The sequence below is a fragment of the Flectobacillus sp. BAB-3569 genome (assembly GCF_002270355.1).
GTDB classification, from domain to species: Bacteria; Bacteroidota; Bacteroidia; order Cytophagales; family Spirosomataceae; genus Flectobacillus; species Flectobacillus roseus.
In genome coordinates this window covers 108,435-131,229 of sequence record NZ_NJFZ01000016.1, presented here as the reverse complement: position 1 = coordinate 131,229, position 22,795 = coordinate 108,435, and the positions used below count along the sequence as shown (strand labels likewise).

Sequence of the window (22,795 nt, the reverse complement as noted above, 5' to 3'; positions counted from 1 at the left end):
GGATAAAAACTATGCTAGATGTGATTTGGCTTAAGACGCAATTATTACGTCTCTATTAATGGGATACAATTTTTTATATAATCACTCAATTCGGGATGACTCATGCTTGTACGCGATAGCTATTACCTTTTCAACTTATTCAATCGGGTTTGGTAAGCTTGCCAATAGCTTTTTTTAGTTTTTTCAGGTAAAAAAGAAGTTTCAATCAATGATAAAACCTTTTCAGACTGATTGAGCATAAAAGTAAAAATCCTTTCTACCGTCTTTTCTGGAATTAGAGCTTCTTGTGCTAGAGTAAAAAACTGCTCATGGATTTTTCCTTTTGCGATAGTTTTGGGTAAAAGTCCTTCTTCCAGCGCAAAGTCGCCATCGTTGATATGCAGACGGCTATTCAGTAAATCATAAGCAGGGCTAAGTCTAAAATCTCCTAGTTCAGTTTCAATCAGGGAGAAGTTTTTATAATGCGCGTCTCCATTCGAAAACAAATAATTAAACAAGAGGAGTTTCCAGAGTTTGGGCGCTTCGATGCTGTAAGCTGGCACATACTTTTTTAGAATGTGGAACAGCTCCAGATAATTGCCTTGGTATTTATAGTGGGCTCCGTGGGTTTGTGGGGTTCTTCCTGCCAAGGAAGCAAAGTCCTCTTTCGCCCATTTGCTCCCATCTTTTTTCAAATCAAACCTTTTGGTCAAATAAGCAGGTTGTTCATTTTGGAAAAAAATTAAGGCATTTTCTGCTGTTTCTATTTCAAATACTTGTCGAGCCATTTGCATGGTCAAGTGTTCGTTGGCAGGCATTAGTGCCGTATTTTTGCCTGTCGATGGAGTAGGTTTTAAGATATAAGCTCCTCGTTCTCCTTCATTTACTAGTCGCAAACGATTTTTTTCTAATAGCACCGAAAATTTCTCCTGCACCCCCGATACTGATATTCTGGTATGGTTTTTTTGAAAAAGCTCATCCGTTTCAAGATTCCCCACGGGCGAAATATAAGGAAGAATCGGCGAAACTTTCCGACCCTCAAACATCCGATTCAAACAGGTTTTACTATATGTGTCATGTCCTATAGCCAGTGTTCCTGGGCATCTGTCGAGTTGCATAAAATTGAAAAGATAAAATTTGAAATTCACCTATTGTAGTGCTTGCACGGTTACCGCCCCAATGCTATCGTGTCGTGCTGTAATCAACAGCAAACCAAAATAATCATCTGGGTCTATCCGCATTCGTTGGCAAACCGCCTGTTTATTTACACCTTCTGGAAGCATATTGTAAAAAAAGGAAACAAAACCTCCGAGGCATGACATTGTGCCGTTTTGGGTAAAGTCAAACTCACAGAAGGTTTGCTATTATCTGTAAACCACACATCCAAATAGCAAAAAGTAAAGTTGCCTTTATCCTCTTGAGTTAAAATACCCGCTAGCTGATTTTTATAAAAAACCTGTGCTTGTCTCATACCTTACTACAGTTCTTTTATTTTGAAACACAATTCTAAACCCAAGGCATTGCCCAATTTTTGGAGAGTTTCGGCAGTTGGATTTCCCTTGCCACTTTCAAACTGCTTAAGTGTCCGCAGTCCGACTCCAGAGAGCTCTGCCAATGTCTCCTGAGTGACTTGTAGCATTTCTCTTCTTTCTTTAATTGCTTTAATTAATAGTTGAAAGTGCATTGTACGGCTCTTTTTTAGGTAATTATTTTATTTTAAACAAAAATATACAAAAAAGTGCATTGTACGGCACTTTTTTGGAAAAAAATTAAAGGCTATTTCTTAGGGCATAATTAAGTTAGTGGGCAAAATAAAATTTAAGATTATGCTTTGGGCTTTCAGGTAACGGCTTTCGGCGGTGGGTAATAAAAAACATTTCAACACTCTTTGCCTTGTGTCTGTTGCCTTGTGCCTATGATAAAAAACTTAAATATAACTTTGCACTAAAACTTAAGTATTAGTGCTGAATTACGAGTTGTGAATTGTGAATGTAAAATTTTAATTATCAATATCTTACATCTCCAATTGATTAAATCTAATTCTGCACGATCACTTAAGTAATCATGCAGAATTAGATTTGAGTTATGTGTTTAGGCGATAGGCAGAAGACAAAGTATACAAGCATTCACAGAGGAATAATTCTTAACAAAGACTACGCAAAAGAAGCCAAAAAAATTAATAGTAAATTCAATATTACGCTGAATGATGCTAAAAATTCAAATCTTACCTCTGGGAAGAGTTATGCAGTTTACAGCCCTATTTTGCAGTTCACCAGAAACCTATTTTTACCGAATATCTATTGTGGTTGTTTTGTGATATAAATATCTAAATTTACTATCATGAAAAAATTACAGTACTTATTAGTCTTTCTTATTTGGGGAATGCCTTGCTTTTCTCAAGATTTAGAAAAACTTCCTGCAAAACCTTGGGAAGAGATTGTCGAAATGAACTCTTTCCAAGACAGTCCATTAATTCGAGATAAATGGTACACTGATTTAAAAGTAAAATTAGTGGGGAATTATTCTAAAGAAGACTCGGTAACAATCTCAACTATTCTAAATAAGTTAGATGCTTTAACCGAGACAATATCAATTACCTTTTCAAAGTCAGAGAAACCTAATTTTATCATTGATTTTTCAGATAAACACAAGGGGCTAAATAGTTGCTTATCCAGCAAAACTAATAAGGGTTATAGTAGTGTGGAACTCTACGTCGACAAGACCAACAAAACGGATGTAGAAATTAGGCAGTCTTTAGAATCACGAATCGCAAAATTGTTGGTTGGAAGTTGTTTTACTAATTTTCCATCAATAGAGAAAAGAAACAGTATTTTTAACTCACTTGTTGAATCGTCCAATGAAAATATTCCTTTGAATGAAGAAGACAAGGCAATCATAAAAGAAATTTATAGAAAAGGCTTCGAAGAAAGACTGGCAAAAGCAGATAATCAATTTAAAGACAGCGTATTAAAAAAGATTGATGATGCTAAAATCGCAAGCAGAGACCGTTCTTTATGGTGGGTAAGAAACCCCATAGCTGTTATATTTTTACCTACGCTACTATTGGTATTATTAAGTCTGTTTGTCACTCACAAAATTTATCAATCAATAAGCGTTAAAACAAAGAAAGATTGGCTTCAGTTCGGTATTGTGTCCATAGTAGCCTTGCTATTGGCTGATATAATAATTGTATTCTGTATTTCTTTTTATGATTTTTTAACCATGCCAGATGATTCACGGATTTATAGAAGTGAGCCATTTTTACCGACCACTTTGTTGCTAGCAATAGCATTTCCCTTTCTCTATTTGTTTCGTTTTATTGAGTTGAAAATTCAAAAAACAGTAAAGAACATAATAGCAAAAACTGGATTAATATTTCTATCAACGGGATTTTTGCCTTTTGGATGTTTGTTAGTTTTCTTTTTTATCTTGAAAAATACACTCAATTATCAACAAGATTATTTAGCTTTATCGCAAGTATTTTTACTCTTAATGGCAATTGCATCACTCCGAGCATTAGTAGCGTATTTTATCTTTAAGGAAAGAAACTTAATCATAGAAAATGAAACAAAGCTTGCCAATTTGAGAGAACTAAAAGCGAAAGCCGAATTAAAATCGTTACAATCTCAAATCAATCCTCATTTCTTGTATAATTCTTTAAACTCCATTGCTAGTTTAGCACCTGTAGATGCTCAGAAAACTCAAAAAATGGCACATTCTTTATCTGATTTGTTTAAATACTCTATTAATCGAAACGGTAAAAAAACGAGTACCGTTCATGATGAAGTGGAAATGGTAAAAACCTATTTAGACATCGAGAAAATTCGTTTTGGTGAGCGGTTACAATTTACAATAATGGTTGATAATGATTTAGAAAACCATAAAATTCCCTTATTTTTAATTCAACCACTAGTGGAAAATGCCGTGAAACATGGGATTTCAAGAAACGAAGGTATAGGTAAAATTGAATTACAAATTGTGAAAGAACAAAATGAGATGAAGATTTCAGTACGTGATAATGGTCCTGATTTTCCTGAAGGTTTATTAAGTGGTCATGGCTTACAAACGGTTTTTGATTTGTTGAGATTAACCTATGGCGATAATGCCACATTAAATTGGACAAATACACCACTAAAAATGATTACTATTACAATTCCAGAAGCTATTTAATATGAACAAACGCTATTCTACCATCATTATTGACGACGAAGCACCAGCCAGGCTAGGTTTACTTAACTTACTTAAAGAATTTCCCGAAACTTTTGATGTGATAGATGTAGCACAAAACGGAACGGAGGCACAGCAAAAAATAGAAGCATTAAATCCCGATATTATATTTTTAGACATTGAAATGCCTTGCTGTACTGGTTTTGAATTACTGGCACGCTTAAAAACTATACCAATGGTTATCTTCTGTACGGCTTACGACCAATATTCTTTAGAGGCTTTTGAAACCAATAGTATCGATTATTTGGTCAAACCTGTCAAATTAGAACGTATTGAAAAAACCGTTCAGAAATTAAAAAACTTTCATATTAAAAGTTCTTCCGACGAGCTTCTCAAAGTTTTACAAGAGATTACACATCGAAAAGAACAAAAAAGAATGACTTCTATTACAGTCAAAAAAAACGATAAAATCATTTTTATAAAACTCGATGACGTATCTTATTTTGAAGCTGATAGTAACTATACAAGCATCCATTCAGCAATGGGAACGTTTTTGAGTACAGAAACGATAGTAAGCTTAGAAAACAAATTGCCAGATAATTTTTTACGCATTCACAGAGGGATAATTCTTAACAAAGATTATATCAAAGAAGCCCAAAAATATTTTAACAGTAAATACATCATTACGCTGAATGATGCTAAAAATTCAAATCTTACCTCAGGTAGGAGTTATGCAGAAAGTATAAAAACGAATCTAGGATTTTTTTAGTGATAAATAACTCAATGAAACAAGAGTCATCCCGAATTTAGCGATTTAGTGAATGAGTGATTATGTAAAAATTTGTTTTCCATCAGTAGAGATGCAATGATTGCGTCTTAAGCCATTCATATCTAGCATAGTAGCATCAAAAAAGCGGTCGAAAACATATTTTTCGACCGCTTTTTTGATAAAAACTTAGAGAATAACCCCAATCCTAAAAATTAGGGATGACTCATGTTTATGAATTAGTAGTTTGTGTTTTTGTTATACTCGACGTTATTCTACCTTAAAAACTACGGATGTTGCATAAGGCATCTTTGATGGGCAAGTAATTGTTAAACCGTCAGCTTCTTGTTTCCAATGGAGTTTTCCCTTGTAACCAAGTAAAGAAACCTTCTTGATACTTTGAGCATAATGACCAGCATTTGCACCTAAAGATTTTATTTTAATAGTTGTATTCGGAGCGGGTACTGTCATACAAAAAGCATAGAGTGAATTGTCTTTTCCAACTGTAAATCTAAAATCTGTTTCATTGAATTTAAACTCAGCGTGCCTTTTCGTTAAGCCCCCCCTGGCAACATTTTCAACTTATTATTGATAATTTCTCCTTCACCAGGAATATTCCAAGCCTTGCTACCATAAACCGCCGCTCCATTTCTACGCATCCAGATACCTACTTCTTTTAACATTTTTAAACTACCTTCGTCCAAAGAACCATCGGGTAAAATAGAAATACAAAGAGCCGCATTACCATCACGTGCGATAGCTTCGATAACATATCTAATCATCATTCCTGAATCATAAGTAAAACCGGGTGCATAAAACCAGTCTCCGACAGGTGCTTCAGCAATCCAAGGTTGAGCGGTATTGATTTTCTCAGGAACGCCAAATTCTTCCGTATTCACTGTGCCATTGGTATTATCACGGAATTTTACAATACTGAAAGTATTTACGTTACCCCTTCTTTGAAGAGTACGGTTGTAAAAATCAGCAATTACGTGTTGCATGGCATCGGCTTTTATCCCTGTTCCTGTGCCATTTCCAGTAAATGGACCTTGCACAGTACCATCAGTATAAATAAAATCAGGGTCATAGTGTTCTACAACGTCCATCATTCTCAAAGCCCAATTAGTGGTGTACCATTTGGCATAGTCAAGATGGTTTGAAAAAATACCTGCTGGGGATGGCGACCAATCGGTATGTGCATTTTGTTCTACTCCTTTATATTCTCTGAGGTCGATACCATAAAGCATTCGAGGGTCATAGCCTTCCCACCATTTTCCTTTGCCATCAGCAAGCGTCAGGTGTCCGTCGTAAGGAATTCCCTTTCTGTCTCCTTCTTTATCGCTTCCAAAGGCTGTTTGCCACCACCACCATGTATATTCATGGTGAAAAGTTACACCAAATCGCATTCCATCGGTTCTACAAGCTTTTGCCCATTCTCCAATCAAATCACGTTTAGGCCCGATATTGACAGAATTCCAAGGCTGATATTTTGACTTCCATAAATCATAATTATCATGATGCACGCCTTGAATCATGAGATATTTTGCGCCTGCATCTCTATATATCTTGGTAAGTTTTGCTGGATTAAGTTTAACAGGATTCCAGTCACGCAATACTTCTTTATAGCCAACTTCTGATGGATGTCCGTACTTTTTTAAATGATTGGTATAAGCTTTTTTCTCTGATTTATACAAATTACGGGCATACCAGTCACCACTTTCGCCTGCTGATTGTGGCCCAAAATGAACCCAAATACCAAACTTGGCATCACGAAGCCACTGCGGAGTGCCGGGATAGTTTTTTTCAATAGATTCCCAAGTTGGTTCAAAAGGTCCTTTTGCGATGGGAAGATTCAATTTCATTTCTGGAAAAGTTTTCCAATCTCCCACGGTTTCACTATCAACAGGTCTTGCCTTGGGAATTGTTGGTAACGGATTCTTTTCCTGAGCATACATACAAACAGGAAGTAAGAAGGGAATAAACAATGCAAATACTTTTCTCATGTGATTAGCTCTATTGAGCATTTTAATTAAAAAAACTTAGCGAATGAAAAACAGGTTCTCATTCGCTAAGGCATTTCAGGGATATGATTTTAATGAATGATATTAATAGCCAGGATTCTGTGTAAGGTTTTTATTAATATCTCTTTCCGACTGAGGAATTGGCCACAATTCATTTCTTCCTGCGACAAAAGCTCTTTTTTGATAAAGTAAGAAACCTTGATTATCCACAGGGAAATCTTTGTAAGTAGCTGGCGAATTGGTGAGTTTCATACCTGTAAACTGTCTGTTCAGTTCGGTTGCGGCAGTGCCCCATCTCAGAATATCATAATAATGTATTCCTTCAAAAGCTAACTCTACTTTGCGTTCTCTTCTAAAGATTGTTCTCAACGAAGCAGCATCTGTTACTTTCACAGGAGGCATATTAACCGAAGCTCTACCTCTTACTTTATTGATAGTTTCATCCAATAAGGCCTGATTGATAGCATCTCCAGCTTCTACTTTTGCCTCAAGATAGCTTAGAAGTACTTCAGCATAGCGAATCAAAGTGAAGTTTCCACCATAATTCATGAGGTTTCCAGCAAAGGTTGAATCCATGAACTTATTGACACAGTAGCCACTCCAATTGTATCGATTCATTCTATCCGATGAATTACTTTCAGGTCTTGAGATGTATTTTACTCCTTTAAATACCGCACGATCAGAAATCATGATTGTTTGATCTAGTCTTGGATCACGATTATTGTAAGGGTTATTTGAGTTATATAATGGAGATTCTTCTACCGTTTTTCCATCTATACACTCATACGACTGCACCAACTCGTTGTAAGGCGAAAACTGGTGCCATCCTCCATAAGTTTCTGGATAAAGATATTGCAAAAACACGTGACCGTAAGTATCCTCATGATATTGTGAGGCAAGAATGATTTCATTGCTATTTTCTCCTGTTTGAATAAATAACTTTTTAAAACCTCCTTGCTCGATTGAATAAGCACCACTATCTATGATTTTCTTGTAGGTTGCAGCGGCATCACTCCATTTTTTCTCTGCCATTTGTACTCTACCTAAAATAGCCAAAGCTGCTCCTGCTGTAATACGTCCCATTTCACTACTTGGGCGAGTGGTAGGTAATAAGGTAGCACTCTCTTTTAGTTCGTTTTCTACAAAAGTCCAAACCTCTGCCTTAGGCGTTCTCGTAATAGAGTTTGCCTCATCTAAGGTTAATAGCTTTTTAGGCAAAGGCACATCCCCAAAGTATAGAGCAAGGTTGAACAAACAATAAGCCCTTAGAGTACGAATTTCAGATTTTAAGATATTCTTCTTCGTTTGATCCATCTGAATAGCATCAATATGGTCTAGGAAGTTATTGCATTTGGCAATTTTATTGTAAGTATTGCTCCAATAGCTATTGGTCACCCAGTAAGAAGAGTTTAACGAACCGTCGGTAACACGGTCAGGGATTAACTCTTTCTCTGAACCTAGTCCTGCCATCAAATCAAGATAAAATACCGCTCTAGCATTCCAGAAATCCTCGCCAGACCAGCCTGCTCCGATATTATAACATCCAATCAAGGCAAGATTTGCGTCTTTTTCTGTTTTCCAGAAAGTACCATCTGAAATAGAGTCGAGTGGTTGTTTGTCAAAATAATCACTTTTACAAGCTACCAAAGAGAAGTATAACGCAAATAGTAAGCCTATTTTGAAAGATGGTAGTTTTGAATATATATTTTTGAATTTCATGTCTCTCAATCGTTTAGTAAAATATGTCCTTATAATTTAGAATGATACATTTACACCAAAAGTATAAACACTTGTAAGGGGATAAAATCCATTATTTTGTGCCATTTCTGGGTCCCATCCTTGATAATATGAATTGATTGAAAGGAGATTTTGTCCACTAAAGTATACTCTAAGCCTGTCAATCTTCATTTTCTCCATCAACTTATTACTAAATGTATAGCCAACTTGTAAGCTTTTTAATCTTGCAAAACTGGCATCTCTATTCCAGAATGTTGATGTTTGAACAATCCCACTTCCTTCGTTAAGACTTGTTAATTTTGGATAAAGTGCATTTGGATTTGGGTTCTCAGTTGTCCAACGGTTTTCTACTTGCCATCTTTGGATTTGTCCTCCGTTGAAGAAGGCAAATGCTTGATAGTTATTCATTTGTTTTTGCCATCCTGCAAGTCCTTGCACTAACATTAAGAAATCGAATCCTTTGTAGTTTGCAGTAAGTGTTAAACCAAAATTGTATTTAGGAACAGTATTTCCGATAAATGTTCTATCATAAGTGGCATCTACTTTACCATCTGGCACTCCATTAGGACCACTAATATCTTTATATCTTATCAAGCCAGGTTGTGCAGAATAAGGTTGTTGAGGGTACTTAGCAACATCATCGGCATCTTTAAACAAACCATCTGCAACATAACCATACGTAACGCCTAATGACTGTCCTACAAATAAATTAGCCCCGATATTTTGTTGAAGTCCATTGGCGAGTTCAGTTACCTTGTTGTTGACCACTGTAAAGTTTGGAGAAACTCCGATTTTAACCTTTCCAATGTTTGCATGATAGTTTAAGCTTGCTTCAAAGCCCGTATTTTCTACGCCTCCAATGTTTACAGGAGAAGTACTAAGACCCAAAGTAGCAGAGCTTGCTACGCTATAAAGCACACCAGAAGTTTGTTTTTTGAAAACACCCAAAGTAAAATCTAACTTTCCTTTCCACAAGCTTGCATCTAAACCAATATCGGTCGTCGTAGTAGTTTCCCAAGTAACATCAGCGTTGCTAAGTCTTGTAGTGGCTGCACCAGACACTAAAACACCACCTAGAGAATAGTTTTGTCCCAATGAAACAATATTCTGATAAGGGTATGTACCAACATTTTGGTTACCCAATTTCCCCCAGCTTGCTCTTAATTTTAGGCTGTTTACCCAAGAAATATTTTTCAAGAAATCTTCTTCTGAAAGAATCCATCCTGCTGAGAATGAAGGGAAATAACCCCATCTACCTTTTGCAGGGAAGCGAGAGGTAGCATCCGAACGCATATTGGCTTCAAACAAATATCTACCGTTGTAAGAGTAATTGACTCTACTGAAAAATGAACGCATTGACCATGCCGACGCAGAACCTGAGTTACTCATACCTGTGGCAGAACCACCATTGATTTCGAAAAGGGTATTAGTCGGAAAATCTTTACGAAAAGCTGACATTCCCCAATCATCATATTGCTCTTGAGAAACACCACCGAGTATCGTAAACGAGTGCTGGTCTATTTGTTTAGTGTAGGTAGCTAACGACTGCATGGTTAATTGCTGGCCTTGTCCAGACGATACTGTTAAATTGTTAGGGCCAACCGTCTTGTTTGCATTAAACACAAAATCTGAAGCATAATCTTTGTTGTAGTAACTCCAGAAATTATATCCAACTTTACCACTCAAGGTTAATCCTTTGATGACCTCCCAAGCTATTTCACTACTTCCCAAAAAGTATTTGTTTGTTCCTTTGTAAAAAGACTCACTTGCCATCCATGCTTCTGGGCTGTAATTGTCTTGGTAACCATAAGTTCCATCAGATTTTTTACCTGCAAAAATAGGGCCTTGTCTTACCGCAAAGTTGATCATGCTGTTCATACCGCCATCATATTGACGTGGAGAATGGTTTTCTGAAGTATATCCTGTCAAGTTCACTTTTAGCGTAAGGTTATCCTTAATTTTAGTGTCCGTATTCAAAAGTATATTATATTTCGAATAGCCATTTTTAGCCACGATACCATTTTGTTGCAAATACCCAATAGAAAATAGATACTTTGTTTTATCATTTCCTCCCATAAAACTTAGGTTATGGTTACTCTGAAAACCATCACCAGAAGTTAAAAGGTTTTTAAGGTGAGGTACGTTGGGATAATTATCAGGGTCTGAGCCGTTTCTGAATTTCTCAATGTCAGCATCTGTATAAGAAATACCTGCGCCTGCGTTGATATTTGCTTCATTTCTTAGCTTGGCATATTCAGCAGATTCCACAAAATCAGGTAGTTGAGTAGCATTTTGCCATCCAGCATAGCTATTATAGCTAATTTTCATTTTGCCAGATTCGCCTCTTTTGGTTTCGATGAGGATTACGCCATTGGCAGCTCGGCTACCATACATCGCCGCTGAAGCTGCATCTTTCAATACCGAAATACTTTTGATGTTATTCGGGTCAACATCATTAATAGAAGTTGCTAATCCATCAACGAGAATCAACGCACCACCACCAGCACCATAAGAACCTATACCACGAATCGTAATACTTGCACCGTTATTACCAGGCTGTCCTGAACCTTGCGATACCGAAACACCCGTCATGAGACCTGCTAATGCTTGAGAAGATTGTGTAATAGGTCTATCTGCAATTTCTTTAGCAGAAATACTTGAAACAGAACCAGTTAAATTGATTTTCTTTTGAGTGCCATAGCCCACAACCACAACTTCATCCAAACTTTGTTGTTCTGCTACCAGCTTTATATTTAGTTCAGTTGATTTACCTACTTGGATTTCTTGTTTTTTATATCCAATATAAGAAAACACCAAAATGCTTGATCCATTTGGGACATTGATGTTGAATTGCCCTTTATCATTGGTTACTGCACCTTTTGTCGTTCCTTTAATACTAATATTTACTCCGACCAAAGGAACGCCGTTTTCGTCTGCTATAGTACCAGAAACGGCTTGTTCCAGATATTCAGCTTGGGATTCTACATTTTCGTCGTTTTTTAAGGAAAGAGAATTGGACTTTTTTAGCAAAATTCGATTTCCTTGAATTTCATAGCCAATACCTAGTGGTGTGAATATTTCATGTAACACCTCTTTTAATTCCTTATTTTTGACATTAACACTTATTTTTCGCTTGGCGCCTATGCTATTGGGGCTATAGAAAAAGTTTACTTTTGCAGTATTTTCAAATTCAGAAAGCACTTCAATTAATCCCTTTTCTTGAATATGAAGGGTTACCTTTTTCTGTAACATATCTTGTCCGCTAGCATCTCTAGCGTACGACAGTGTTGTGAAAATAATCGCAATAAATATCTGTCCAGCTGAAATTTTCATAATGGATAGTAACGTTGCTAACGTTAATAGATTTTTTTTCATAAATTGTAATGTTTTTGTTTTTCTCGAAAAATTGACAAAAATATTCCCATGCACTTCCTAGTAAGAAGTGCCTCAAGTTGCTTAAACGGGAATCACATGGAGTCGGTAAATGGTGCGAACATTTGCCGACTTTTCTTTTTTAGGAAGAATTAGAAACTTTTTTGGATCATAGTTATTAGTAGGTTTTTATAGTGTTTAAAAATACATTTGTTAGTTTTCAATAATTACATCCTTTTCCTGATATAATAATTTGAGCGTCAATTACTTGGTAACTTATTCCTGTGATTTTAGAAATACTATTTAATTTATCAAACATCGTCTCGTCAGAGAGATTACCATTAATGGTACAATCTTCATAGAGTTTCGAATCATACACGATTTTGATTCCATAAGCCTTTTCTAAATCTGAAAATACACTTGCTAAAGAAGCATTACGATAAATAAATGTCTGATTATCAGAAGAATCAGCAAGTATTTGAGGCAATTCTACAATCTTCTTTACTAACTTGGCTTTGGATAATTCATAAACCACCTCTTGATTCGGCGTAACAATGATTGTATTGGGATTGGTATGGTTGCGATCACTTGCTTGTTTTTGTGCGAGCACCGATACTTTACCTGTTTTTACAATAACCCTTTCTTCCTCAATATTAGGGTTGGCTTTAATCGTAAAACTTGTCCCCAATACCTGTGTAATTAACTTTTTGGTATAAATAATAAATGGTTTTTGTGGGTTTCTTTTTACCTTAAAGAATGCTTCTCCAACTAAATAGACCTCCCTTTTATTCTTTTCGAATACTTTAGGATATTTAATACGAGTATTTTTTTGGAGAACTATTTCCGATCCGTCACTCACTGTAATACTCAAAGGCCGATTGGAAGTATTTTGACTTTCAACAAACTCGATTTCCTTGTTGTAATTCGCCAGTTGAGGAATCTCATAATTTCTATCTTCGCGCTGATAATGGTTGATCCAATATCCAAGTCCAATCAGTAATAATACCGATGCGGCTAGTTGCCATTGAAACCTATACCAGTAACTCGGTTTCTCGGAGAGTTGTATTTCTAATTCGACACCACTCCATATTTTTTCAAGGGACGCATCTTCATCAATAGGTGTAGTTTGCATGATACCAAGCGTTTTTACCAGTGATTTTGCTTCTAAAATCACTGTTCTTTTTTCTGGATGATTTTGCATAAAATCTTGCCAGAAGGTATTGGTATGTTTATCTGGATTTTGCACCCAACGACAAAAAAAATCGTCTTTTACAAAATCGATGGTGTTGTAATGAGAATAGTTCATAGCTGTCAATTATAGAATGACAAGGATAACAGAAATATATCCTATTTTTTGAAAAAAAATTTATACATAAACTGTATCTAAACAGTTAAGTGATAATAAATCAGTGATTTATCTAATAAATGAAGAGAAAATAAGTAGGAATAAATGGATGGAAATATGTATTGATTGACGTAAAGAGAACAAAGCTTTTTGGATGAGGTTACCCACAGAAGCATAATTTAGCTCCATAATTTCGGCAATCTGGGCATTTGAGAATTGGTGATAATATTTCAAGTTGATGACTTCACGCTGGCGTTGTGATAGGCCATCGAAGGCTACTTTAAGGCGCTCTAAGCGTTCTTTTTGACTTTCTTCTTCAATCAGAATTCTTTCAATAGAAGCCTCAAAAAGATCTCCTCCTAGAGTTTCATCAATTTCGTCAGTACTTTTAGAAAAGTCGTATTTGACTGTTCGCATCAACTTGTTTTTCAGCGCACGGAATAAGTAAAACTTAATAGAATCGGTATCAGCAAGGTTTTCCCTGCTCTGCCATAGTTCTAGAAATAAATCTTGAAGACAGTCTTCTATAACTGATAAGTTTGAAGAGATTCGAAGCGTTACGCCATAATTCAATAATGACTTAGCGTGTAACTGATAGATTTTGGCAAAAGCAATCTTATCTCCTTTTTTAAAGGATTGCCAAATCTCTAAATCACTGTTATGCAAGGAATTAAAAGCCAAAATATAATAGTTAATAAAATTTATAAATGAATCCAACACAGCTATTCATCATCTACAACTCAACGTGTACTTATGACACAATTACTTAAGTAAAATATTACAAATATATACTATTATAAATATTAATTTTTAGCAAAATAATACCAAACTAAGTATTAGTGCTGAATTATGAGTTGTGAATTGTGAATGTAAAATTTTAATTATCAATTACTTACATTATAAATTTAAGTTGTGTGCTTTAGGCACTAGGCAAAGAGTGTTAGAATGCTTTTTTCTAAAGCCCAATAGTTGAATTTTTTTGTCCACTAACTTAATTGTCAGTGACTTATAAAATTAAAACATACTTCAACAATGATGATAGGATAGAAGCACATTTTACGTTGTAAATAGACTACCAGCAAAGGGTATTTTTTCTAGAGTTCGTCTTTTCTAAACGGTAAAAGGAGGGAGCTAATGCTTTGTTTTACTCCTTTTTAGCCCAATTTTCAAACCTGAAATTTATTTAATTCATGAAAAAAACTTTTTTACTTGTTGCTTTCTTTATGAAAGTAACAATTTCGTTATTGGCTCAAAATCAAAAACTAGCCCAAGACTGGCTTGTCAGTCCCATCTCCCAAAAATCCCAAGTCAACATTACTGATTCTGAAATAGTATTGGATAATGGACTGGTTCGTCGGAGTTTTTTTCTCGGCGAAAACTTGGCTTGTTATGATTATTTTAATCATAGTACTCAGCAACAACTGATTCGGTCTGTCAAACCCGAAGCTCGTGTGACAATCAACGGTAGAGTATATCAAGTAGGGGGTTTACAAGGACAAAAAGAAAATGCCTACCTGAAGAAAGAATGGTTGAAGAATTTGAGAAAAGGTAGTTCAGATTTTGTGTATCAATCTTTTGAAATCAAGCCTGTAGAACCCTTTGTCAATTGGAAAGCCACTACTTGGTTACCTAAAACAAAGCGCCTCGAAGGTAAAAGATTAAAACTGAGTTTTGTACCTCAAAATCAAGATTTACAAGGTATTAAAGTACAAGTCAACTATGAGATATATGATGATATTCCACTGATTATCAAATGGGTAGAGGTAGAGAATCAAAGTGCTAAAACGATGTATGTTGATAGAGTAGTCAATGAAATATTGGGTCTTGTAGAGGAAGAAAGTGCTGTTGTTGGAAGTCCCACACAGATGAAAAAGCAACATGGCATATATTTCGAAACTAATTATGCTTTTAATAATGCCATGCGCTATGACATTAGCGATCAAACCACCCATTGGCTGATTGATTCGACCTATACTTCTCAAGTAAATTATAATTATGAAACCCCCTGTTTGTTTGAGGTATATCCTGAAAAAGTATCCCATATCAAACTTACTCAAGGAGAAAGTTTCAAATCTGTGCGCACGCATGAGCTCTTAATGGACTCCTACGATCGTCAGCGTAGGGGCATGATGATTCGTAAAATGTATAGGACTATTGCTCCTTGGACTACACAAAATCCGATTTTTATGCACTTGGTTAGTCAAAATGATGAACAAGTCATTAACTGTATAAATCAGTGTGCCGCAACAGGCTACGAAGCCTTGATATTGAGTTTTGGAAGTCACCTCAATATGGAAGACGTTAGTGAAACGAATTTGACTCGTTGGAAAAAACTCGCAGATTATGCGCATAGCAAAGGAATTCTGCTAGGAGGGTATTCTCTATTTAGTAGCCGACGTATCGATGACGAAAATGATGTTGTTGACCCAGTTACGGGAAAAACTGGGCACGCATTTTTTGGTAATGCTCCTTGTTTTGGTAGTAAATGGGGACTTAAGTATCGAGATAAAATCAAGCACTTTTTTGAAGTGACTCATTTTGATATTTGGGAAAATGATGGTCCTTATCCTGGCGATGTTTGTGCTTCTACTCAGCACCCCGGCCATGAGGGATTGGCTGATTCGCAATGGAAACAGATGAATATTCAAAAAGAGCTTTATCGCTGGTTGAATGAAAGAGGCGTATATATCAATGCGCCAGATTGGTATTTTTTGGATGGAACTCATAAAATAGCCTTAGGATATCGTGAGGTCAATTTCTCGTTAAGTAGAGAACAACAGCGAATCCTCAACCGACAAAATATTCATGATGGAACAATCGAAAAAACAAGTGCTATGAGTTGGGGATTTGTACCATTAACAAAATACCAAGGTGGTGATGAAAGTGCTATCTTAGAGCCTCTCAATGAGCACCTTAGCGATTACGAGCAATTGATGATGATTTATTATGGTGCTGGAGTACAAGCCTGTTACCGAGGTCCACGTTTGTATGATACAGATGCAACCAAAGCCGTAGTTCAGAAAACAATTAGTTGGTACAAAAAATATCGTGATATTCTGAATGCTGACATGATTCAGCTTCGTCGTGCCGATGGAAGAGACTGGGATGGGCTATTGCATGTATCGAGTACCCTCCCACAAAAAGGGCTAGCCATGTTGTATAATCCTAATAAAGAAGCTATTGAGCGAACCATTACGCTTCCTTTGTACTATTCAGGCTTGACCAAAGAAGCAAAAGTCAGAGAAAAAGAAGGTGCTTCAAAGGTATATCTGTTGAACCAAAATCATGAAATTCAGGTAAAAGTGAAAATACCAGCAGAAGGCTACACTTGGTTAGTAATAGAATAACCTGTAGCGTCGCTTAAATCCTTATGATAAAGTTTGACTCAATAGTCTTAAAAAAGAGTTGGCGTTCTTAAGCTACTTTCTAAATCAAGTAACAAAGATTTATTTCTCAATCCTCCTGCAAAACCCACCAGCTTGCCAGATGTTCCTACTACTCTATGACAAGGAACAATAATCGAAATTGGATTCTTATTGAGTGCTCCACCAACCGCTCTTACCGTTTTTATGTCACCAAGCATACGGGCTATGTCGCCATAGGTTTTTGTAGCGCCATAAGGGATTTTAAGTAAGGCATTCCACACGCTCATCTGAAAATCTGTTCCATGATAATCTAACGGTATATCAAATGCCGTTCTTTTTTTCTCAAAGTATTCTGCCAGTTGTGAAGCCGTTTGCAAAAGAATTGGGTTCGAATCATCTCTTTCAGGAACAGGCAGTTTCGTTCGTTGGTAATCTTCACCTTCCCATAATATTGCGGCAAGTCCAAGGTCTGTTGCTATTAACTTAATTTCACCCACGGGTGATGGTATATCTTTAAAAACCAACTGTTTGTATTCTTTCATAGAATATTTTTACTTCAAATAGATTGAATAAAATGGCATGAATACGCTTTAGGTAATAAGCCGATGGCATTAGTCAAAAATATATTCATGATTTTATTAACAACACTTTTAGCTTACGTTAAATCGCTGATTGTCGGAAGCTTAACGATAAATCTTATTCAGTACGAATACTCAGAGCTTAAGTGCGATTCCGTATTCTTCCATTTTACGATAAAGTGTCGTCAGACCAATATTGAGCAGTCGAGCAGTTTCAGTCTTATTGCCTTTGGTATGTTGTAGTACTTTTTCGATATGAAATTTTTCAACAGATTGTAAATCCAATCCACTTGGTGCATCGGCTTGCGTGTGGTGGATAAGATTGGGAGGTAGACAGTCTTTCTGGAGTTGACCGTTATTTTGTAGAATAAGAGCACGTTCGATGACGTTTTTCAATTCACGAATATTACCTGGCCAAGTATAGTTTTCAAGTATTTGTTGAAACTCAGGTGTCATCGTAACTTGTTGAAAACCATATTTTTTACTTAAATCTTTGATAAAATGTTTGCTCAAAAGCGTAATATCCGTTTTACGTTCTCTCAAGGCAGGTAGTGAAATTTGAAACACGGAAAGGCGATAGTACAAATCCAGACGGAAATGCCCTGTCTGGGATTCTTTTTCTAAATCTCGATTGGTGGCCGAAATCACCCGAACATCTACTTTAACCTCTTTGGTATCGCCCACGCGCAAGAATGTGCCTGATTCTAAGACCCTTAAAAGTTTCGCTTGTAGGTCGAGCGACATTTCGCCTATTTCATCCAGAAAAATCGTGCCTTTGTGTGCTACTTCAAATAAACCTTTTTTGTCTTTTAAGGCTCCAGTAAATGCACCAGCTTTATGTCCAAATAATTCAGATTCAAGGATTTCTCTCGAAAAAGCAGCGCAGTTGATGGCCACAAAACCTTCGCTATGTCTGGCAGATGCTTCATGAATAGCTTGGGAAAAAACCTCTTTTCCTGTGCCTGTTTCGCCAGTCAATAAAACGGTTGTGCTGGTTTGTGCCACCCGTTTTGCCATATTTACCGCATTTTCTATGATAGAAGTTTTACCAATTACTTTATCAAAGCCCGTTAATGATGCTTCTGAGCGATTGGTCTGTTTGGCTTTTTGCATAGCCAAATCAAGCATAGGAATCATTTTTTCATTATCATCTCCTTTTACCAAATAATCAAAAGCGCCATTTTTCATGGCCTTTACGCCGTCTTGAATGGTACCATAGGCGGTCATTACGATAATTTCGAGATGAGGATACTGAGATTTTAGTTTTGCTGTAAAGTCTACACCATTACCATCGGGTAGTTTTACGTCGGACATAACCACTTGTATAGGCTGACGCTCAAGCATTTGCCAAGCAGATTTGAGATCACCTGCTTCGAAAACGGTGTAATCTTCCAACTCCACAATACGCTTGAGTAGTCCGCGTAATTGCTTTTCATCATCAATAATCAATACTACACCTTTTGATTCCATAAATTTTCTTTTGTTGACTTATGCTACAAAGTAAATAGAATTATCCTTAGGGTGTATCTTTGAGCATACGGAGATGTTGTTTAGGTCGGAGTGTTGATTTTTGATTTCGGAATTAGGTTTATTCTTCAACTAATATCAAAAGAGCGGTCGAAAAACAATTTTCGACCGCTCTTTTGATATTCCTATACTATGACTGATTCGGCTCAAGACGCAAAGCACTGCGTCTCTACTGATTGATTAAAAAAATAATCATTCATTTGCTCGCTTTTACTTCTTTATTTCAAAATTATAACTGCCAGATTCTAATGGAATTATGATAAATCCTTTTTCTGATTTAACTCCTTTCCACGTACTCAAAGATTTGCCATTTTCTGAAATTTGAGCCACTGATTTGGCAGGTAAATAGAGCGTCGCTGTTGAGTTGGCTGGTACAGTAGCGCTGTGAGTCCAAGTATTTTGTTGGCTTTTCCAAGCGCTATAGATGCGACCATACATGGAATCATAATGACCTTTAGCTTCAGTAATTTGACCATTTGGATCAGGTGTTGGCATTAGGATAAATTCCTTAAAACCAGCCTTTTCTGGATGTCTTTGAATGCCCAATGAATAATTGTACATCCAAGCAGCTACGGCACCAAACGAATAGTGGTTGAAGGAGTTCATGCTATTGTTGCCTCCAAAACCATTTTCGACGGTATAAGAATTGAGACGTTCCCAAATCGAAGTAGCACCATTAACTACCGAATACAACCAAGAAGGATACTGTTTATTGGTTAAAAGCTTGTAAGCCAAATCATGATTTCCATTTACAGAAAGGGCTTCGCTGATAGAAGCTGTACCAATAAACCCTGTCATCAAGGAGTAGTTTGGACGTTCGATGCCGCTATCATCTTTGTTGGTTCTCGAAACGGCTTCATTCAGATATTTGATAGCAAAAGGTTTATTCGCTTCATCAAAAACATCCAATGCCAATGGGATAGCATACGAAGCTTGAGTGTCAACTATGACTCCTTTGTCCGTTTTACCTGTTCCTTCTTTTTCGTTTGGTGCACCCCAAAATCCTGTTTTCAAACCAGATCTTACTGTACGGTGAGAATTTTTGTCGATATAAATGTCGTTGAATGCTTTTTTGATTTCCTCGCTACGTTTTTTCAAGGCTATTGCTTCGTCTGTTTTACCTAAAATAGAAGCCATTTGACTCATAATATTCAAATCATATGAGAAGTACGCCATCCAGAAAAGAGTATTATCATTTTTGTTTCCTTCTGGGCTAAGCCAGTCGCCCAAAGGACCTTCGTTGAGGATACCTGTGTTTTTATCAATTTTTGATTCCAAAAAGTTGATATACTTTTTCATGGCATTAAAATGTTCTCCTAACAACTGAATATCACCATATTGACGATACGTTTCCCATGCAACAACGATCCCAGCACTACCCCAAAGTGTACCTCCAAAACCACCTCCAAGTGGAGCAACATCAGTAAAACGTCCATTGTCATCTTGTACATCACGCATGGCCAAAAGGTGTCGTCTCAAGAATGAATTGGCATCGGTCAAATAAGTTGCTGTTTTAGAAAATACCGAAATATCACCGCTCCAGCCCATACGCTCGTTACGAGCAGGTGTATCTGTTGGAATAGAAAGGAAGTTGCTGCGCAAAGACCAAGTAATGTTTTGCCAAAGTTTATTGACTAATGGATCTGAGGTTTCATAACTTGACGATAATTCATTTACTGAGCTGATAACCAATCCTTTAATATCACCAACAGGAATAGCTTGTGGTATTCCTGTGATTTCTAAATAACGATATCCATGAAAAGTGAATCTTGGTTGAATTACTTCATCTCCGCCTTTCAAGATATATTGGTCGGTGGTGAGCGCCGCACGGATATTTTCCATCATAATCATACCCTCATTACCTTTGTAGGTATCCAAATTGGGATATTTTATTTCGGCATAACGCATGGTGATGACTTGTCCTTTTTGACCATTCTTGATTTGAATTTGCGGAAAGCCTACCATATTTTGTCCCATATCATAAACAAATACTTTTGGGCGAACTTCCTCAACGCTTTGAGCCTGAAGCGTTTTGACAATGCTTGCATTTTCACCGATCTGACCAATTAGTTTGAAATCTTTGTAATCAAAAGTAGATTTTTGACCAAAAACATCACTAAAAGTTCCCATATAGGAATTGCCTTCGAGGGGTACTTCTACGGCTTTTTTCCATGATTTGTCATCATAATTACTCAGTGTCCACCCTTGAATATCAGCTTCTTTAGTGGCATCATATACTTCTCCTTGGAAAAATGAGCCGTATCTAATTGGGCCGTCGGAATTGAGCTTCCAAGTGCTTGGATTTGAGTCAACTACTTGTTCTGAACCATCGACATAAGTGATAATAATTTTAGCTAAAAGAGATTGTCTATCACCAAAGAAATTCCAATGGTTTCCACTGTAAGTAATATTGCCACTCCACCAGCCTTCGCTCAACCATGCACCTAGCGCATTTTTTCCTGTCGAAATGGATGACGTGATGTCAAAAGTTTGGTAAGTATGATTTTTATTGTACTGTGTCAGTCCTGGGTTGAAGAAATCGTTACTCACCCTTTTTCCATTGAGGTACGACTCATAAATCCCTCTTGCGGTAATATACAAACGAGCCTTTTGGATTTTTTTATTGCTTACATCAAATGTGGTGCGAAGCATTGGTTCGGCATTTTGAGTAGTATTGGTGGTTGCTAAGGTATTTTCGACACGATAGCGTTGTCCTTCTTTTGTTACGCCAATCCCTGAAAAAATGGAAGCGCTTGTATCTTTGAAAATAGCATTAGAAGGGTAACGGTAGTTTTTGACTGTAATATCTGAAAAATATGCTTTTTGCTTATCAGCTACTTTGAATCCCATATCTGCTAGCATAGGGTAACTCAAATAGTCATTGCCCGCACCAACGGGATTGAGGTTGAGCCCTCTAGGACCAAATCTAGAATTGGGCTCTAAGGAAGGGTCTTTTAGTTTATGCGTTTCGTCGTTACCATCCAAATAAAACTCAAATAAACCAAAGATAGATTCGGTAAAAATCTGGTGTTTTTGATATTTATTCGACTGATTAATAAGCGATTGAGGAATAGTAATAACTTTTATGGGCGTATTCTCTTGGTCCGTTTTTGTATAACCTACTCGATAGATATTGAGCTTTGCGTTGGAGGTAGGCTCAGATGTTAGCGTGCTAATATCCAATTCTATAGCAACATAGCTCTCATTCTTTTGGCGCTCTACAGCCATGTAGTTTAAGTAGCGATTGGCTAAGCGCGGGTCATTAGCGCCAAAAATAAATGAAGCTTTGGTACTATTACTGGCTTCATCGAGTTGAATGGCATAAGAAAGTTTAAAAACTGAAAGAGCATGAGGATAAAAAACGAGGTCTTCGTCGCCACCGCCTATCCATTTGGCATTGCCCCAAGCTTCTTGTTTGGGGTTCATTAAGCCAGTTTCGAACCAAGAGTTTGCCGTTGAACTTTTGCCCTTATTATCCCAAACTGTCAAAAACCATGTGTATCTGGAACGAGCTTGTAAGGGTTTCCCTTGGTATTGGATAGCATGGGAAACATCAGAGCTGACTTTTGTAGATTGCCAAACCTCCTGATTTTTTTCATCAACTACTTTAATTTGATAGGCTACTTGCGCTAAGCCCTTGATGGAGGATAGGGCTTTCATTTGCCATGAAAACTGCGGTGTGCCTAAATCAGTGCCAAGAGGCTGGGTTTGATAATTGACTTGAAGTTTTTGTAAGCTAAAATTTGCCCAGATTGCAGGAATGCTCCACATATTCACTAGCAAAAGTAGCAATAGACCTTTTTTCATAGGATAGTATTGATAATGTTCTAAAAAAGATGGAATTAGTTCAAATTTAGCGTTTTCCAAGGTACAACTATCATATACTGTCTATGTCAAAAATATTATTTATGCTTGACTATATGTTAATTTGCTATTTA

Annotated in this window: 14 protein-coding genes and 1 pseudogene; 3 read left to right on the top strand and 12 right to left on the bottom strand. The window is 36.7% G+C overall.

The genetic code is table 11. The annotated features are described in order from the left end of the window. Window positions 1–122: 122 nt before the first annotated feature. From BWI92_RS15920 to BWI92_RS15910, 3 genes and pseudogenes are all read right to left on the bottom strand, one after another. Window positions 123–1,097 (bottom strand): type II toxin-antitoxin system HipA family toxin, encoded by a 975-nt coding sequence (locus tag BWI92_RS15920; protein WP_217903423.1) that lies wholly within the window; start codon window positions 1,095–1,097, stop codon window positions 123–125. A 30-nt stretch (window positions 1,098–1,127) separates the two neighbouring features. Further along, window positions 1,128–1,450 (bottom strand): annotated as a pseudogene (locus tag BWI92_RS15915) (HipA N-terminal domain-containing protein). Between the two features lie 6 nt (window positions 1,451–1,456). Then, complete coding sequence (locus BWI92_RS15910; protein ID WP_095164245.1) at window positions 1,457–1,663, bottom strand: helix-turn-helix domain-containing protein; 207 nt, start codon at window positions 1,661–1,663, stop codon at window positions 1,457–1,459. Window positions 1,664–2,319: 656 nt separating this feature from the next. Between BWI92_RS15910 and BWI92_RS15905 the strand changes: the two genes are divergently transcribed. Together BWI92_RS15905 and BWI92_RS15900 are read left to right on the top strand one after the other, a co-directional pair. After that, on the top strand, window positions 2,320–4,149 hold the full coding sequence (locus BWI92_RS15905) for a sensor histidine kinase (RefSeq protein WP_095164244.1): 1,830 nt from the start codon (window positions 2,320–2,322) through the stop codon (window positions 4,147–4,149). A 1-nt stretch (window position 4,150) separates the two neighbouring features. Beyond that, window positions 4,151–4,915, top strand: a complete 765-nt coding sequence (locus tag BWI92_RS15900; RefSeq protein ID WP_095164243.1) for a LytTR family DNA-binding domain-containing protein — start codon at window positions 4,151–4,153, stop codon at window positions 4,913–4,915. Between the two features lie 267 nt (window positions 4,916–5,182). Here BWI92_RS15900 and BWI92_RS27760 read toward each other — a convergent pair whose 3' ends face one another. The 6 genes from BWI92_RS27760 to BWI92_RS15875 all read right to left on the bottom strand — a co-directional run bounded on the left by BWI92_RS27760 (window position 5,183) and on the right by BWI92_RS15875 (window position 14,068). Then, window positions 5,183–5,383 (bottom strand): alpha-L-fucosidase C-terminal domain-containing protein, encoded by a 201-nt coding sequence (locus BWI92_RS27760; RefSeq protein ID WP_217903424.1) that lies wholly within the window; start codon window positions 5,381–5,383, stop codon window positions 5,183–5,185. A gap of 83 nt (window positions 5,384–5,466) precedes the next feature. Then, on the bottom strand, window positions 5,467–6,915 hold the full coding sequence (locus BWI92_RS15895; protein ID WP_217903422.1) for an alpha-L-fucosidase: 1,449 nt from the start codon (window positions 6,913–6,915) through the stop codon (window positions 5,467–5,469). 102 nt (window positions 6,916–7,017) lie between these two features. Next, entirely contained in the window at window positions 7,018–8,652 is a 1,635-nt protein-coding gene (locus BWI92_RS15890) for a RagB/SusD family nutrient uptake outer membrane protein (RefSeq protein ID WP_095164242.1), read from the bottom strand. Window positions 8,653–8,688: 36 nt separating this feature from the next. Then, window positions 8,689–12,045 carry a TonB-dependent receptor gene (locus tag BWI92_RS15885; RefSeq protein WP_176464446.1) on the bottom strand — a complete coding sequence of 1,119 codons (3,357 nt, stop codon included), beginning with the start codon at window positions 12,043–12,045 and terminating at the stop codon, window positions 8,689–8,691. A 217-nt stretch (window positions 12,046–12,262) separates the two neighbouring features. Further along, window positions 12,263–13,348 carry a FecR family protein gene (locus tag BWI92_RS15880; protein WP_095164241.1) on the bottom strand — a complete coding sequence of 362 codons (1,086 nt, stop codon included), beginning with the start codon at window positions 13,346–13,348 and terminating at the stop codon, window positions 12,263–12,265. A gap of 108 nt (window positions 13,349–13,456) precedes the next feature. Beyond that, a complete protein-coding gene (locus BWI92_RS15875; RefSeq protein ID WP_176464445.1) occupies window positions 13,457–14,068 on the bottom strand; it encodes an RNA polymerase sigma factor in 612 nt (203 codons plus the stop codon). A 509-nt stretch (window positions 14,069–14,577) separates the two neighbouring features. Between BWI92_RS15875 and BWI92_RS15870 the strand changes: the two genes are divergently transcribed. After that, entirely contained in the window at window positions 14,578–16,734 is a 2,157-nt protein-coding gene (locus BWI92_RS15870; protein ID WP_095164239.1) for an alpha-galactosidase, read from the top strand. A 47-nt stretch (window positions 16,735–16,781) separates the two neighbouring features. On the opposite strand, the gene BWI92_RS15865 is transcribed toward BWI92_RS15870, so the two are convergent. From BWI92_RS15865 to BWI92_RS15855, 3 genes are all read right to left on the bottom strand, one after another. Further along, window positions 16,782–17,294 carry a methylated-DNA--[protein]-cysteine S-methyltransferase gene (locus BWI92_RS15865; protein WP_095164238.1) on the bottom strand — a complete coding sequence of 171 codons (513 nt, stop codon included), beginning with the start codon at window positions 17,292–17,294 and terminating at the stop codon, window positions 16,782–16,784. A 171-nt stretch (window positions 17,295–17,465) separates the two neighbouring features. Further along, window positions 17,466–18,800, bottom strand: a complete 1,335-nt coding sequence (locus tag BWI92_RS15860) for a sigma-54 dependent transcriptional regulator (protein WP_095164237.1) — start codon at window positions 18,798–18,800, stop codon at window positions 17,466–17,468. A gap of 267 nt (window positions 18,801–19,067) precedes the next feature. Further along, window positions 19,068–22,664 (bottom strand): alpha-L-rhamnosidase, encoded by a 3,597-nt coding sequence (locus tag BWI92_RS15855; protein ID WP_095164236.1) that lies wholly within the window; start codon window positions 22,662–22,664, stop codon window positions 19,068–19,070. Window positions 22,665–22,795 lie beyond the last annotated feature (131 nt).